We start from the raw sequence: 15058 nt of genomic DNA on the forward strand, positions 1-15058 counted from the left end.
CTCAGGGCAGCGTAATCCAGACGGCTTTGGTTTCGAGCAGATAATCGAGCTGCTCGGCGCCCAGGTCCTTGCCGAATCCGGACTGTTTGTAGCCACCGAACGGCATCGACGGGTCGAGGGTACCGTGAGCGTTGACGTAGACCGAACCGGCTTTCAACCGCGGAATCAGGCTGTGCACCTTGCCAAGGTCGTTGGAGTACAACGCGGCGGCCAGGCCGTACAGCGAGTCATTGGCCAGAGCCAACGCCTCCTCCTCATCGTCGAACGGTGCGGTGACCAGCACCGGGCCAAAAATCTCTTCCTGGACAATGCGCATGTCGTTGCGGCAATGGGCGAAGATAGTCGGCTCGACGAAGAAGCCAGGACCATCGACAGGTTGGCCGCCGTAAACCAGTTCGGCGCCTTCCTGCTTGCCGGTTTCGATGTACTCGGTCACACGCTGCTTTTGCAGTGCCGACACGAGTGGTCCAATGAAACAGTCAGGGTCCAGGCCCGGAGCCATTTTCAATGTGCGGGTGCAGGCGATCAGTTCGCGCAGGAATTCGTCGTAGACACTGCGATGAACATAAGCGCGTGTACCGGCATCGCACACCTGCCCCGAGTTGAAAAATACGCCGTTGGCGATTGCTTGTGCAGCCGCTGGAATGTCGGCATCGGCCAGCACAATTACGGGTGATTTTCCTCCAAGTTCAAGGGTTAGTCGCTTCATTTCGTCCAGCGCGGCGCGCCCGACGGTACGGCCTACCGGGGTAGAGCCGGTGAAGGTCAGTTTGTCGATGCCAGGGTGAGTAGCCATGGCCGCGCCGACCACACTGCCGCGTCCGGAGACGATGTTGATCACACCGTCCGGGATCCCGGCTTCCTTCACCAATTCGGCAAAACGCAGGGCCGACAGCGAAGTCAGTTCAGCAGGTTTGACCACCACGGTGCAACCGGTGGCCAAGGCAGCGCCGAGCTTCCAGGCCATGGTTTGCAGCGGGAAGTTCCACGGCACGATAGCGCCGACCACACCCACCGCTTCCTTGCGCGTATAGGCCAGGTAATTGCCCGGCAGCGAGGGTTCTACGGTGCGCCCATGCAGCTTGGTCGCCCAGCCGGCGAAATAGCGCAGGGTATCGACCGTGCCCTGGATATCGACGTCCTTGGCAAACGCTACTGACTTGCCCATGTCGATCGATTCGATTTCTGCCAGTTCTGCGGCGTTCTGTTCAACCAGGTCCGCCAGGCGCTGCATCATTCGCTCGCGTTCGGCCGGTTTGGCCTGACTCCAGGCGCCACCGTCGAATTGTGCACGAGCGGCTTGCACGGCGCGGTCCAGGTCCTCGGTGGTGCCCATCGGAATGCGCGTGATCAGGCCCTCGGTCGACGGTTCGATGACGTCGGAGGTCTGTCCGTCGCTGGCCTCGACAAAGGCGCCACCGATGAACATTTTCTGGACCTTGCTGAGGAAGGTCTGGGTCGCTTCGGATACACCGAATTTTTGCAGGTACTGCTTAACAGTCGTGTCCATTTTCATGCCCTCTGTGCGGCGGTCAGTTCACGCCGTAGCCGTGGTGGTTTCGCTCACGGCGTGCTTCGCCTGAGCCCGCTCATGGAAGATGAACCCAATGCTGTTGAGCAGCAGTTGTGCCGCCAGAATCGAGGTCATGCCGCTCGGGTCATACACAGGTGCAACCTCTACCAGGTCCATACCGACGATGTTGCCTTTGCTGCGCTTGGCCAGGGCCTGGATGATTTCCAGCACTTCGTAGTAGAGGAAGCCACCATGGCTTGGGGTACCGGTGCCCGGGGCGATGGACGGGTCGAAACCGTCGATGTCTATAGTGATGTAGTAGTTGATGTTTTGCGGGATCAGCGCCAGCACACCCTCGACGCCGAGGCGGCGGACATCACGCACCGAAAGGATTTTCGAGCCGGCAGCATGGGCCGCTTCGTAGTCATCGCGGTTGGAGGATGAGACGTTGCGAATGCCCATCTGGGTCATGCCGACAATGTGGTTCATTTCCGAAGCGCGACGCAGCGGGTTGCCATGGCCGTAGCGCACGCCGTGGCGTTCGTCGACGAAGTCCAGATGCGCATCGAAGTGGATGATGTGGATCGGGCCACGACCCTCGAATGCCTTGATCACCGGCGCGTGCACCGAGTGGTCGCCGCCGAGCACTACCGGCATGACACCGGCATCGAGGATCTTGCGCACGGCGTATTCGGTGTTCTCGTTACTGGTGACCATGTCGGTGTGGACGATGTCGGCATCACCGACGTCGACCATGCGCACGTCGGCGGCGGTCAGGTACATCACGTCGTCTTCGTGGTCATAGGCGCCGGCGTGGCCAAATGAAAACAGCGTCGATGCTTCACGAATCCCGCGTGGCCCGAAGCGTGCGCCGGAGCGCCACTGGGTACCCATGTCGTTGGGAACGCCCAGCACCGCGACGTCGGCATCCAGTGCATCCCAATCGGTGCACACCGGGGATTTGCCAAAGGTGCAATGACCTACGAATGGCAGGTTCAGGCGACCGGATTCATAACCGTTATTGGACATTTCAAGCCTCTCCACTTTTTGTTATCGGCTGGGCGGACTGCAAGGCGACCGCCGTTGGAAAGACTATGGACGCAGGTTTTCGTGGAAAAAATGCTAAACATCAGATACTCATATCGGCATTGCCGATGCATCCACGCGAGGGAGGTCCAAGGTGATTCAGCTGCACGATGTCGATCTGAAGTTGCTCAGGGTGTTTGCCACGATTGTCAGGTGCGGGGGCTTTTCTGCCGCGCAGGCGGCATTGAATGCCGGCCAGTCGACGATCAGCGAACAGATGACTCATCTGGAAACCCGACTCGGGGTTAAACTCTGTCAACGCGGGCGCAGCGGCTTTCGCCTGACCGAGCAAGGCGTGGCGATTCATGAAGCGACGCAGCGCCTGTTGTCGGCGGTGGAGAACTTCTGCATGGACGCCGATGTGCTCAAGCAACACATCAGCGGCAAGCTCAACCTGGGGATCATCGACACCACCATCACCGACCCCGACTCACCGCTGCCGCGCACCACTCAACGCTTCGTGTCCCGGGGGCACGACGTGCACCTCAACGTGTACGTGGGCACCCCTGCCGAACTGGAAGAACGGGTGCTCGACGGCCGACTGCACCTGGCCATCGGGCACTTCCCGATCCATGTGCCGGGGCTGCTGCATACCCCGCTATACCAAGAAGCCTTGGGCTTGTATTGCGGGCGACGGCATCCGCTGTATGGCAGCAAGGCCGAAGGTGACGAACTGCTCGAAGAAATTGCCGCAAGCCGCATTGTCGTGCGGGGCTACATGCAGCAATACGACCTCGAACATTTGGGGGTCAGTAAAGCGGCGGCGACCGTGGACAACATCGAGGCGCTGGCCATTTTGTTGATCTCCGGTGCCTACCTGGGGTTTCTACCGGCGCATTTCGCTGCGCAGTGGATCAAGACCGGGGAGATGCACCAACTGGCGCCGAACAGTCTGCAGTTGGTGTCGCCGTTCGACGTGATTACCCGACGCGGAACAGCACCACCGCCGATCCTCCAGGCCTTCCTTGAGGACCTGGCGGCCAGCTCGCGTAAAACCGCAAAAGGCTGATGTCCGCTCGCCACACCGGAGCCACGCCCGGCATACTCATTGACGCAGCCACCCCGTTCGCCACCCTTGCAGGCCCGTTATGCGCATCCACGTCACCTTCATCGACCGCGTCGGCATCACCCAGGAAGTACTGGCCCTGCTCGGTGGGCGCCGGTTCAATCTGGACGCCGTCGAGATGGTGCCGCCGAACGTTTACATCGATGCGCCGACCCTCGGCGCCGAGGTGCTGGAAGAGTTGCGCGAGGCCTTTCTCGGCGTGGAGGGCGTGCAAGCGGTGACAATGGTCGACATCCTTCCAGGGCAACGCCGAAGCTTGCAGCTCGATGCCTTGTTGGCTGCCAGCACCGACGCGGTATTGGCCGTGGATGATCGGGGTTTTGTGCTGCTGGCCAACCCGGCGTTGATCGCCCTCTGTGGTCGCGAGCCGGCCGGCGAATCGCTGACGGCACTGTTTGATGATCCTTCCTTGCAGCACACGTTGATCGAACACGGTTTTCGCCTGCCAATGCACGAGGTCAGCCTGGGCGGCCAGACGTTGCTGCTGGACGCCATGCCGATCACCGGCGCCGGCGCCCTACTGACCCTGTATCAGCCAAACCGCATCGGCGAACGCCTGTCGGCGCTGCACCATGACCATGCCGAAGGGTTCGATGCGCTGTTGGGCGAGTCACCGGCGATTCGCACGCTCAAGGCCCGTGCCCAACGCGTCGCCGCGCTCGACGCGCCGCTGTTGATCCAGGGCGAAACCGGCACCGGCAAAGAGCTGGTCGCCCGCGCCTGCCACGCGATCAGTGCACGGCATGATTCGCCCTTTCTCGCCTTGAACTGCGCGGCACTGCCGGAAAGCCTCGCCGAAAGTGAACTGTTCGGCTACGCCGCCGGCGCGTTCACCGGCGCCCAGCGTGGCGGCAAACTCGGCCTGCTGGAACTGGCCGACCAAGGCACGGTGTTCCTCGACGAAGTCGGTGAGATGTCGCCTTACCTGCAGGCCAAATTACTGCGCTTTTTGAGCGACGGTTGCTTTCGCCGGGTCGGCGGCGATCGCGAGGTCAAGGTCAACGTTCGGGTGCTGAGTGCGACCCACCGCGACCTGGAAAAAATGGTCAGCGAAGGCCACTTTCGCGAAGACCTGTTCTACCGTCTCAACGTGCTCAACCTGCAAGTACCGCCGCTGCGCGAACGCGGCCACGACATCCTGTTGATGGCCAATCACTTCATGCAACAGGCCTGCGCACAGATCCAGCGCCCGGTGTGCCGTTTGGCGCCGAGCACCTTTGCCGCCCTGCTCGGCAACCGCTGGCCGGGCAATGTGCGTCAGCTGCAAAACGTGATTTTCCGCGCGGCGGCGATTTGCGAAAACCCGCTGGTGGACATCGACGATCTGGACATCGCCAGAACGGCGGTAGAGCGGCAAAACGACGGTGAAGTGGGCAGCCTTGAAGAGGCCGTTGAAGGGTTTGAAAAACATCTGCTCGAGCAGCTCTATCGCAGTTATCCCTCCAGCCGCTTACTCGCTGCGCGCCTGCAAACGTCGCACAGCGCCATCGCCATTCGCCTGCGCAAGTACGGCATTCCCACCAAGCCCTGAAGCCCTGCCCCCTCCCCCGAACAACACAAATCCCCTGTAGGCGCTGGCTTGCCGGCGAAAAGGTCGTGTCAGGCAACGTTTTAGCGACTGACACACCGCATTCGCCGGCAAGCCAGCGCCTACAGGGGATTTTTGTTGTGGCTGAAGTGAGTGTTTGCAAATCGATACAGCGTACCGAATTCAAGACAGTCAACCGCAACCCCGTGTTTTCCTGCCCAGCAACCCTCCTTCCTTTTGCCTGTATTGAATTCAATACAAAAAGCATGCTTTGCCTTGAACAAAATCACATCAAGTCATTGATTTAAAACAACTAACTAACATTGGCACTGCCCTTGCTCACACAGTTCCAACCACGCTCGATGCCTCGCACGAGCCTGTAAACGTCATCCGCCATCAGCAGCGGATGGGTCTGAACAATGAGGAGCTGTTATGAGTGAATTGCGTTTTACCGTCGATCACGAATGGCTAAGGCTTGAGCAGAACGGCCTGGTCACCGTTGGCATCACACCGTATGCCCAGCAGGCGTTGGGCGATGTGGTGTTCGTGCAAGTGCCCGAGTTGGGGACGTTCGGCGCCGGTGATGAAGCGGCGGTGCTGGAGTCGGTGAAAGCGGCCAGCAACATTGGCATGCCGCTGGACGGTGAAGTGGTCGAGGTCAACGCGACGCTGGAAACCGCCCCCGAACTGGTCAACGAAGACCCCTTGGGCGAAGGCTGGTTCTTTCGCTTCAAACCGGCCGACGTCGAGGCCATTAACCACCTGCTGGATCAAAACGCCTACGCACGTTTGACCCAGGAATCGGCCGACGCTTGATGCCCCTCAACACCTTCCCGTCATCCACACAGGACACCACCATGTTCAGCAAACACGACCAGATCAAAGGCTACGACGACCAACTGCTGGCGGCGATGAACGCCGAAGACGCACGGCAAGAGCACCACATCGAATTGATCGCTTCGGAGAACTACACCAGCCAACGTGTGATGGAAGCGCAAGGCAGCGGCCTGACTAACAAGTACGCCGAAGGCTATCCGGGCAAGCGCTATTACGGCGGTTGCGAACACGTTGACGTGGTCGAGCAACTGGCGATTGATCGGGCCAAACAATTGTTCGGTGCCGATTACGCCAACGTGCAACCGCACTCTGGCAGCCAGGCCAACGCCGCAGTGTTCCTTGCGCTCCTGCAAGCCGGCGACACCGTGCTGGGCATGAGCCTGGCCCATGGCGGCCACTTGACCCACGGCGCCAAAGTCAGTTTTTCCGGCAAGCTCTACAACGCCGTGCAGTACGGCATCGACACCACCACTGGCTTGATCGATTACGACGAGGTCGAACGCCTGGCGGTCGAGCACCAACCGAAGATGATCATTGCCGGGTTCTCCGCCTACTCCAAGACCCTGGACTTCCCGCGTTTCCGCCAGATCGCAGACAAGGTCGGTGCTTACCTGTTCGTCGACATGGCCCACGTTGCAGGGCTGGTGGCGACCGGTCTGTACCCGAACCCGATTCCATTCGCCGACGTCGTCACCACGACCACCCACAAAACCCTGCGCGGTCCGCGTGGCGGCTTGATCCTGGCCAAGGCCAATCCGGAACTGGAGAAAAAACTCAATGCGGCGGTATTCCCCGGTGGTCAGGGCGGCCCGTTGATGCATGTGATCGCCGCCAAAGCGGTGTGCTTCAAGGAGGCGCTGGAGCCAGGCTTCAAAACCTATCAGGCGCAAGTGATCCGCAATGCCCAGGCGATGGCCAAGGTGTTTATCGACCGTGGATTCGACGTGGTGTCCGGCGGCACCGACAACCACCTGTTCCTGGTCAGCCTGATTCGTCAGGGCCTGACCGGCAAAGACGCCGACGCCGCCCTCGGCCGAGCCGGGATCACGGTGAACAAGAACGCCGTACCCAATGACCCACAATCGCCGTTCGTGACCTCGGGCCTGCGCATCGGCACGCCAGCGATCACCAGCCGTGGTTTCAAGGAAGCCCAGAGCATCGAGCTGGCAGGCTGGATCTGCGACCTGCTCGATCACCTCGGTGATGCCGATATTGAGGCGCAAATCGCCCAAAAAGCCGCTGCGATGTGCAGTGACTTCCCGGTCTACCGCGATTGATCCGGCACCACCAACCCCTGTGGGACTCGCCTCCGCCCCTCGAACAAAAGAAAAATACACATGAACCCAATCGTGGAATCAACCGACAACACCCCGGCCAAAATGCAAGTCGGCGTCAAACTGCGCGGTGCGGAAAAGGTCGCGCGGATTCCGGTCAAGATCATTCCGACCGATGAGTTCCCACGCAAACCCGACTGGATCCGGGTGCGCATGCCGATCTCTCCCGAGGTCGACCGGATCAAGCAGCTACTGCGCAAACACAAGCTGCACAGTGTCTGTGAAGAAGCCTCGTGCCCGAACCTCGGCGAGTGTTTTTCCGGGGGCACGGCGACCTTCATGATCATGGGGGACATTTGCACCCGCCGTTGCCCGTTCTGCGATGTCGGCCACGGTCGGCCGAAACCGCTGGACGCCGATGAGCCGATGAACCTCGCCGTGGCCATCGCCGACCTGCGCCTGAAGTACGTAGTGATCACGTCGGTGGACCGCGACGATCTGCGCGACGGTGGCGCACAACACTTTGTCGATTGCCTGCGTGAAATCCGCAAGCTCTCGCCGGGCGTGCAGCTGGAAACCCTGGTTCCGGATTACCGGGGGCGCATGGACGTTGCGCTGGCGATCACCGCGACTGAACCTCCAGATGTGTTCAACCACAATCTGGAAACCGTGCCGCGCCTGTATAAAGCGGCGCGGCCAGGTTCGGATTTTGAGTGGTCACTGGACCTGTTGCAGAAGTTCAAGTTGCTGGTCCCGTCCGTACCGACCAAATCTGGCCTGATGCTGGGCCTTGGCGAAACCGACGAGGAAGTGATCGAGGTCATGCAGCGAATGCGTGAGCACGACGTCGACATGCTCACGCTCGGCCAGTACCTGCAACCGTCGCGCAGCCACTTGCCGGTCCAGCGTTTTGTGCACCCGGACGTGTTTGCCTGGTTCGCCGAGGAAGGACTGCGCATGGGATTCAAGAACGTCGCGGCCGGCCCACTGGTGCGCTCGTCTTACCATGCGGACCAACAAGTTCAGGGCGCGAAGTCCGTTGAACGCTGAGGCGTATCGCCTGGAGAGAAAGTGACGGGCATAAAAAAACGCCAGACCGTTTAGGTGCTGGCGTTTTTTTATACAGAATATGGCAGGGGCGGCTGGATTTGAACCAACGCATGGCAGGATCAAAACCTGCTGCCTTACCGCTTGGCGACGCCCCTGTAGCAGTTGCTGCGTGTGGGCGGAAATTTATCAACTTTCGCGTCGTCCGGGAAGCCCCTATAGAAAATAATTTTGTTCTAAAACAGCCACTTAACATTATTCGTGATCAGATACAACGGGCGTCGCTGCAGATTAAACCCATGGCTGATGACCGGTCACAGTTATGCCTTGCGATGTACGACGGCGCCATCCACCTCGTCATGCGCCTGCAAGCGAAGTAAATAGCTGTCCAACGGCTATGCTTTCGAACGCATAACCGTTGTTAACGATGGACCAGGATCCCGATCACTGCCGTTGCTATTGTTTTTGACCGGCAGAGCTGTAATGGGAAACCCGGTTGCTTGAACGGTGAGAGCGTCGCCTCATCGAGCGCGCAGGTTAGATTTCAGCCCTTGGCGACCTTCAGGGAGCGGCCAGAAGCGGACAAGCAATCACCCAGTCAATCCTGCTACGTGTCACTGCATCATTGCCAAACGTGCAGTTCCGTTGCCATAACTGGAGATGTAACTTGAGCCCTTTTCTCATCGCGCTGATAGCTTTTGCATGTGTATTTGGCAGCGCGCTGCTGGGTCTTTACATACAGAAGTTGTTGCCGGAACACCACCTGAGCGATGAATCCATTGCCGTTGTAAAACTGGCGACCGGACTGATTGCGACAATGGCTGCCCTGGTTCTCGGGCTGTTGATCTCGTCCGCGAAAGTTACGTTCGAAACGACCAGCACCGAGCTCACGGTCAATGCGGCCAAGGTGTTTCAGTTTGACCGGGTGTTAGCGAGGTATGGACCCGAAACCCAAGACATCCGTGCGGTGCTCAAGCGCAACTACGCTACCGTGATCGAGCTTGTTGCATCACACGACAGCGCAACGATCTCACAACTCGACAGCCCGGAGGCCATTAGCCGTTCGGACGCTCTCAGGCAACAGATTGATAATTTGAAGCCTGGCAACGATTCGCAACGAGCACTCAAGGCTCGTGCGCAACAGATTGCCGATGAAGTGCTAGCTGCACGGGGGTTAACACTGCTGCAAGCACATGGCTCGATTCCCGCTATGTTTTTGATCATTCTCATAGCATGGCTATCCGTTATCTTCGGCGCGTTCGGCTTGTTCGCCCCCTACAACGGGACGGTCATTGCCGCGTTTTTAACGTGTGCGCTTTCGGCCTCCGCGGCGATCCTGCTTATTCAAGAGATGAACAGACCGCTCGATGGGTTGATCGGGGTATCCGTCGAACCGATGCGCGACACACTCTCTCGTCTCGGACAGTAGCCCGAAAAACGTGCTCCCGAATTTTGTGCACCTTGCGCACGATAGGTTTCCATGTGCGCAAGGTTACTTCACCGTATAGCAGACGCTGGATTACTGATTGGTGCCTGGTATTAGTTCAAACGCGGGGTTAAATGGGGTGATGGCAGCCATCAACTGCGCGAAGGGTTTATGGTCGCCTTCGAAGGTGGCTTTGCCAGCCTGGACGAGTTGATCGAAGCCGGTTTTCCTCGCCATTACGCCTTCAAGATCAGAGCGATTAACGGTGATCGTGAGGTCGGCATTTTTCGCTTGCTGCCCTTTGATATTGGTCAGCGTCGAATTGCTCAACTCAACCACAAACTGCTCACCATTGTCCGGAGTCTTAAGGTTCAAGACAAAGTGTTGGTCAGCGACTTTGCTGCCGTCCAGGGCGATGCCGAGGTATTCCAGCCACAACTCGGTGCTCATGGCGCGGATCATGTCAGGTCCGGTGGTTTTTGGCGGCACTCCCTTGGGCATGCCATGGCGCAATTCATACGCCGCAGAGAGGAAACTGTTGCGTACGCCGGCACTTTCCTTTTGATAGCCAACTTGCTCATAAACATCCGCCAGCAGGTCCTTGGCCTTGCTGTTTTGTGGTTCGGCATACACCAGTTTATTGAGGATCTCATAGGCTTCGCGGTACTTGCCCTGATCGAACAGGGATTTCCCCTTGGTCATGATCTTGTCTGCGCCACCCATCATTTCTACATACAACGGTGCCGAATCTTTCGGAGACAGCGGCATCAGCGTTGCCGGGTTGGCATCCCAGTAACCCAGGTAGCGGTTGATCACGGCACGGCTGTTGTGCTCTTCCGAGCCATGGTAGCTATGAGTCGCCCAATTGTTTTTCAGGCTTTCGGGCAATTTGTAGACGTTTTGAATCTCGTTGATGGTGACGCCCTGGTTGGCGGCGTGCAGTACGGCATTGTTCAGGTTGGCGTAGGCATCGCGTTGCGCACGCATGACGTCCTGAATTCGCTCATTGCCCCAACGTGGCCAACTGTGGGACGCGAACATCACATCGGCCTGTTGTCCGTAACGATACAAAGCGTTGTTGATGTTCTTCGACCAAACCAGTGGATCACGGACCAAGGCACCGCGCAGGGTGTAAATGTTATGGATCGTGCCGGTGATGTTTTCGGCGGCCCAGAAGGCCTTGAATTGCGGGAACCAGGTATTCATCTCCGCAGGCGCTTCGGTGCCGGGAGTGCTTTGAAACTCCATTTCCACACCGTCGATGGTCAGGGTCTCGAAGTCTTTCGCGATATAGCGATTGGGCTCAATCAGCCCCATGTTGCCAATGGAGGCATTTTTTCCTATGGCCATGTCGACATGGCCATAGGGGCTGTGCGGCAACATCACACCATATTGGAAAAACGCGCGCCGAGTCATGGCATTGCCGGCGTAGACGTTTTCAGCCACGGCATGTTCCATGAAACCTTGCGGTGCGATCAGCGGGACCTTGCCGCTGCGCACGTCGGCTTCATCGACCACACCGCGAATACCACCGAAATGGTCGGCATGGGAGTGAGAGATCACTACCGCTACAACCGGGCGCTTGCCGAGTTTTTCATTGATGAAGTCCAGGGCTGCCTTGGCGGTTTCTTTCGACATCAGTGTGTCGAACACAATCCAGCCTGAATCGCCCTTGATGAAGGTGATGTTGGCCAGGTCAAACCCACGCACTTGGTAAATCTTCTCCGGAACCACCTCATACAGACCGAAGGCCATATTGAGGACTGCCTGGCGTTGCAGGGACGGATTGACGCTGTCGAAGTCCTTGCCTTCCAGCAGGAAGTTATAGCTCCCCATGTTCCAGGCGACGTTCCCGGCGTCAGCCATGATCTTGTTGTAGGACGGTGCAGCGATGAAGCCTTTTTTGGCTTCTTCAAAGTCGCGCTTGTCCGCGAATGGAAGTGCCTTGCGCACCCCCTTCTGCAGTTCGATCGTGTAGGTCGAAGGTGGTTTGCCCTTGCTATCGAAGTGCGCATTTTGTGTTGAGGCCGAATCTGAAGGTCCGCCGTTTGCATCTGCAGCAAAAATGACTGGGCTTACGCCACTGCCAAGCGTCATTGCCAGAGCCAGATGAAGGGTCTTGTTATGCATGAAATGGTTCCTGCGCCAAAAGGGGGTGCCGATGAGCGTCAAAGCCGTTGTTTGCGCACGGTTTACCTGTGTATGTGCGTCGCCAGCTTGACCCGGTCCAGCCATGAATAGCATATTCATTTGATTACGAAAAATTCCGTTTTTACGCGTTTCGATAACATAAAGGTTATGACATGACGCCACGTCGCCTACGTCAGTTTTTGGCATTGATTGAACACGCACACTTTGGCCGGGCAGCAAAAGCGTTAGGGGTTTCCCAGCCAGCATTGAGCAAAAGCATCCAGTTATTGGAAAGCGAACTCGGCGTCACCCTTTTCGACCGACGCACAGAAGGCGTCGTGCTGACTGCGTTTGGACAGCTGCTTCGTGAGAAAAGCCAGCGCTTGTTGATGGCCGAGGAAGACCTGCGGCGAGACATTGCCTTGTTGGCGGAAGGCGATATTGGCGCACTGAAGGTCGCTTTGGGTCCCTATCCAAGCGTCACCAGCGGCTACGCCAGCATCGCGCGATTGCACGCCCGGCATCCGCACATCAAGGTGACTGCACATGTCGCCGGATGGCGCGAGGTTGCTCATCAGGTCGCCACAGGGGCAGTGGATCTGGGGATTGCCGAAATCAGCACGTTACTCGGCAGGGAGGAGTTCACCTGTGAGCTGGTGGGTGAACATGTAGGACGCCTGTTTTGCCGCCCCGGCCATCCGCTGCTGTCGAAACGTCGTTCACTGACGTTGGCGCAAACTCTCGATTATCCGTGGGTGGCGTCGCGCCTTCCACTGCGGCTGGCCCGCCATTTGCTCCCGGCAACGCTGGGCTGTGCTGGCACTTATGATGCGGTGACGGGTGATTTTGTACCGGCGATCGAAATAGACGTGCCCATGCAAATCGTCAAGTTCGTCGAGACCAGTAATGCGTTGGCCTTAGGGAATTTATCGACGTTTGAGCAGGAAATCATGGCGGGTGAAATCATACCGTTACCCATTCATGACCTCGCACTGCGTACCCGTTATGGCTTCATCTACCTCAAAGAGCGCTCACTGCCACCCGCGGTAGAGGTTTACATGAGGGAAGTGAGGGCTGTGGAAGAAGAAATTTGTCAACGTGAAAGCCTTCTTGCCGCGATGAGGATGGAGTGAATTTAGCAGTACATCTGGCAGCCCCATCTTCCCGCATCAAGCACTGATAATTACAACATTTATTTTTTAATTGCCTATTGCGTAATATTACCAGCCGCGATAATTTTCCGCCGAAAGCGTAACGACTTGGGAAGACAATGAAACCTTGCGCAAAAAGCCTGGTGCTCGAACTGCTGGTCGCTAAAAACGGTGTTCCCTTGCAGGTCAAGGAAGCCATCGTCGCGTGTGAGCTATTCGGAATCAGTGAAAACAACGTTCGGGTCACGCTGGCGCGCCTCACGATCGAAGCATTACTAGAAGGTGCGGGGCGCGGTAGTTATCAATTGGGACCGCAAGCCAAGGACATTTCGGCGCAGCTGTTTGGGTGGCGTAGCGTGGAGCAGCATCTGCGCCCATGGGACGGTAGTTATCTGATGGTTGCGTGCAACGCCTTGGGGCGCAGTGACCGCAACGTCTTGCGCCAGCGTGAACGTGCGCTGCACATGCTTGGCTTCGCGGAACTGGACAAGGATCTGTACGTGCGCCCGAACAATGTCGAGCCTGATATCGAATCTTTACGGCGACGTTTGATCGAGCTCGGCCTGGAGCCGGCCGCATTGGTTTTCCAGGCCACGGGCTTCGAAGATACGCAAGCACAGCGAATACAAAGCCTGTGGAATGGCGAGTTGCTTAACGACAGTTATCGCCGCAATTGCGAGCAACTGGAAAGCTGGGCCCTGCGCGCCGAACAACTGAAGCTGGATGCGGCCGCACGCGAATCTTTCATCCTCGGCCGCGAAGCCATCCGCCAGATCGTCTTCGATCCCCTGCTGCCGAACCCTCTGGTCGATGTGGCGCTGCGCACCGAATTCCTTGCCTGCACCCAACGTTTCGTGGATCACGGTCACCAGATCTGGCGCACCTTTTTGCAACAACCCTCAAGCCCCAACTGACTCATCACCCAGGCCGGCTACAGGCCTTTGATGTCGAGGATAGACATGCATAACAAGACTAAAATCAGCGATATTCTCAGCCGCGACGAAATCAAATCCTTTAGCGAACGCTCAGATTGGTGGGGCGCGTGGGCGGTGGGTTCTACCTGGGGGGTGCTGGCCTTGACCTTTTTGGGTCTGGCCTGGGCTCGCGATTTTTTGCCCTGGTGGGGATTCAGCCTCGCCCTGATCCTGGGTGTGGTTATTATTGCCGGACGCCAGCTGTGCTTTGGGATTTTGCAGCACGACGCCGCGCACGGCACTTTATTCAAGACCAAATGGTGCAATGACGTACTGGTCGATTGGTTGTGCGCTCGGCCGATCTGGAATGAGCTGCGCAAGTACCGTCCGTATCATCTGACCCATCACGCCAAAACTTCTACTGTCGACGATCCCGATCTCTGTCTGGTGGCGGGATTGCCTACGACTCGCCGCTCATTGATGCGCAAGTGCCTGCGTGATCTTTCAGGTGTTACCGGCCTCAAGTTCCTGATGGGACGCTTGCTGATGGATGCCGGCGTGCTGCAGTGGTCGCTGACCAGCGATATCCGGCGCCTGCCACAGACGGGGCGTCGCTGGTGGGACTATCCACGGACCTTCTTCAAAAACGCCAGCGGGATGTTAGTCACCAACGCCCTGCTCCTTGCTGTGTTCTGGATCAGTGGAAATGCCTGGCTATACGGCGTTTGGGTACTGGCCTATATCACACCGTTCCCGCTGTTCATCCGCATTCGCTCCATGGCGGAACATGCCTGTCTGGAATCAAGCCCGGACGTGCTTCGCAATACCCGTACCACACACGCCGGTTTGATCGCCCGCGCCTGCGTGGCACCTATTCGGGTCAACTTTCACATTGAGCATCATCTGATGGCCTCGGTACCGTATTTTCGCCTACCGAAATTGCATGCACTTTTGCGACACCGCGGCATCGTACCGGAGCCGCCCACCTACCTACAGATGCTCAAGCGTGTAAGTCTGCGGGTTCACGATGTCTGACTGATAAACCGGGGCGTCCAGGGATTTTTTGAAGGTTATAAAAAGTAGATG

General features: G+C 58.0%; 12 protein-coding genes and 1 tRNA gene. 9 read left to right on the forward strand and 4 right to left on the reverse strand.

Annotated elements, in window-relative coordinates; all coding sequences use genetic code 11:
• Position 1: 1 nt before the first annotated feature.
• Together ACA048_RS17730 and speB are read right to left on the reverse strand one after the other, a co-directional pair.
• Positions 2-1510, reverse strand: a complete 1509-nt coding sequence (locus tag ACA048_RS17730) for an aldehyde dehydrogenase family protein (RefSeq protein WP_497625590.1) — start codon at positions 1508-1510, stop codon at positions 2-4.
• 27 nt (positions 1511-1537) lie between these two features.
• A complete protein-coding gene (speB, locus tag ACA048_RS17735; RefSeq protein ID WP_007942954.1) occupies positions 1538-2542 on the reverse strand; it encodes an agmatinase in 1005 nt (334 codons plus the stop codon).
• Between the two features lie 151 nt (positions 2543-2693).
• On the opposite strand from speB, the gene ACA048_RS17740 reads away from it, so the two are divergent.
• From ACA048_RS17740 to lipA, 5 genes are all read left to right on the forward strand, one after another.
• Complete coding sequence (locus tag ACA048_RS17740; protein ID WP_497625591.1) at positions 2694-3608, forward strand: LysR family transcriptional regulator; 915 nt, start codon at positions 2694-2696, stop codon at positions 3606-3608.
• A 79-nt stretch (positions 3609-3687) separates the two neighbouring features.
• Positions 3688-5196, forward strand: coding sequence for a transcriptional regulator GcsR (gene gcsR / locus ACA048_RS17745; protein ID WP_497625592.1), 1509 nt, complete (start codon positions 3688-3690; stop codon positions 5194-5196).
• A 429-nt stretch (positions 5197-5625) separates the two neighbouring features.
• The gene (gene gcvH, locus ACA048_RS17750; protein WP_497625593.1) at positions 5626-6009 is read left to right on the forward strand and encodes a glycine cleavage system protein GcvH; all 384 of its coding nucleotides are present in this window, start codon (positions 5626-5628) and stop codon (positions 6007-6009) included.
• A gap of 41 nt (positions 6010-6050) precedes the next feature.
• The gene (gene glyA, locus ACA048_RS17755) at positions 6051-7307 is read left to right on the forward strand and encodes a serine hydroxymethyltransferase (RefSeq protein WP_497625594.1); all 1257 of its coding nucleotides are present in this window, start codon (positions 6051-6053) and stop codon (positions 7305-7307) included.
• Positions 7308-7367: 60 nt separating this feature from the next.
• Positions 7368-8354, forward strand: a complete 987-nt coding sequence (lipA, locus tag ACA048_RS17760) for a lipoyl synthase (RefSeq protein ID WP_497625595.1) — start codon at positions 7368-7370, stop codon at positions 8352-8354.
• An 80-nt stretch (positions 8355-8434) separates the two neighbouring features.
• Here the strand turns inward: lipA and ACA048_RS17765 are convergent.
• Positions 8435-8509: transfer RNA gene (locus tag ACA048_RS17765), tRNA-Gln, on the reverse strand.
• Positions 8510-9018: 509 nt separating this feature from the next.
• On the opposite strand from ACA048_RS17765, the gene ACA048_RS17770 reads away from it, so the two are divergent.
• Positions 9019-9780, forward strand: a complete 762-nt coding sequence (locus ACA048_RS17770; RefSeq protein ID WP_497625596.1) for a bestrophin-like domain — start codon at positions 9019-9021, stop codon at positions 9778-9780.
• A 90-nt stretch (positions 9781-9870) separates the two neighbouring features.
• Here the strand turns inward: ACA048_RS17770 and ACA048_RS17775 are convergent, their stop codons facing one another.
• Positions 9871-11907 carry an alkyl/aryl-sulfatase gene (locus ACA048_RS17775; protein WP_497625597.1) on the reverse strand — a complete coding sequence of 679 codons (2037 nt, stop codon included), beginning with the start codon at positions 11905-11907 and terminating at the stop codon, positions 9871-9873.
• A gap of 173 nt (positions 11908-12080) precedes the next feature.
• Between ACA048_RS17775 and ACA048_RS17780 the strand changes: the two genes are divergently transcribed.
• The 3 genes from ACA048_RS17780 to ACA048_RS17790 all read left to right on the forward strand — a co-directional run bounded on the left by ACA048_RS17780 (position 12081) and on the right by ACA048_RS17790 (position 15007).
• Positions 12081-13040, forward strand: a complete 960-nt coding sequence (locus ACA048_RS17780; protein WP_497625598.1) for a LysR family transcriptional regulator — start codon at positions 12081-12083, stop codon at positions 13038-13040.
• Between the two features lie 137 nt (positions 13041-13177).
• Complete coding sequence (locus ACA048_RS17785; RefSeq protein WP_497625599.1) at positions 13178-13972, forward strand: PaaX family transcriptional regulator C-terminal domain-containing protein; 795 nt, start codon at positions 13178-13180, stop codon at positions 13970-13972.
• Positions 13973-14017: 45 nt separating this feature from the next.
• On the forward strand, positions 14018-15007 hold the full coding sequence (locus ACA048_RS17790; protein WP_497625600.1) for a fatty acid desaturase family protein: 990 nt from the start codon (positions 14018-14020) through the stop codon (positions 15005-15007).
• Positions 15008-15058: the final 51 nt, after the last annotated feature.

The sequence above is a fragment of the Pseudomonas sp. LBUM1659 genome, from assembly GCF_059716045.1.

Bases quoted from the DNA above. Each gene is read 5' to 3' on its own strand.
- ACA048_RS17790 (WP_497625600.1), top strand. From the start codon at position 14,018: ATGCATAACAAGACTAAAATCAGCGATATTCTCAGCCGCGACGAAATC.
- ACA048_RS17775 (WP_497625597.1), bottom strand. From the start codon at position 11,907: ATGCATAACAAGACCCTTCATCTGGCTCTGGCAATGACGCTTGGCAGT.
- gcsR (WP_497625592.1), top strand. From the start codon at position 3,688: ATGCGCATCCACGTCACCTTCATCGACCGCGTCGGCATCACCCAGGAA.
- ACA048_RS17780 (WP_497625598.1), top strand. From the start codon at position 12,081: ATGACGCCACGTCGCCTACGTCAGTTTTTGGCATTGATTGAACACGCA.
- speB (WP_007942954.1), bottom strand. From the start codon at position 2,542: ATGTCCAATAACGGTTATGAATCCGGTCGCCTGAACCTGCCATTCGTA.
- lipA (WP_497625595.1), top strand. From the start codon at position 7,368: ATGAACCCAATCGTGGAATCAACCGACAACACCCCGGCCAAAATGCAA.
- ACA048_RS17730 (WP_497625590.1), bottom strand. From the start codon at position 1,510: ATGGACACGACTGTTAAGCAGTACCTGCAAAAATTCGGTGTATCCGAA.
- ACA048_RS17785 (WP_497625599.1), top strand. From the start codon at position 13,178: ATGAAACCTTGCGCAAAAAGCCTGGTGCTCGAACTGCTGGTCGCTAAA.
- gcvH (WP_497625593.1), top strand. From the start codon at position 5,626: ATGAGTGAATTGCGTTTTACCGTCGATCACGAATGGCTAAGGCTTGAG.
- glyA (WP_497625594.1), top strand. From the start codon at position 6,051: ATGTTCAGCAAACACGACCAGATCAAAGGCTACGACGACCAACTGCTG.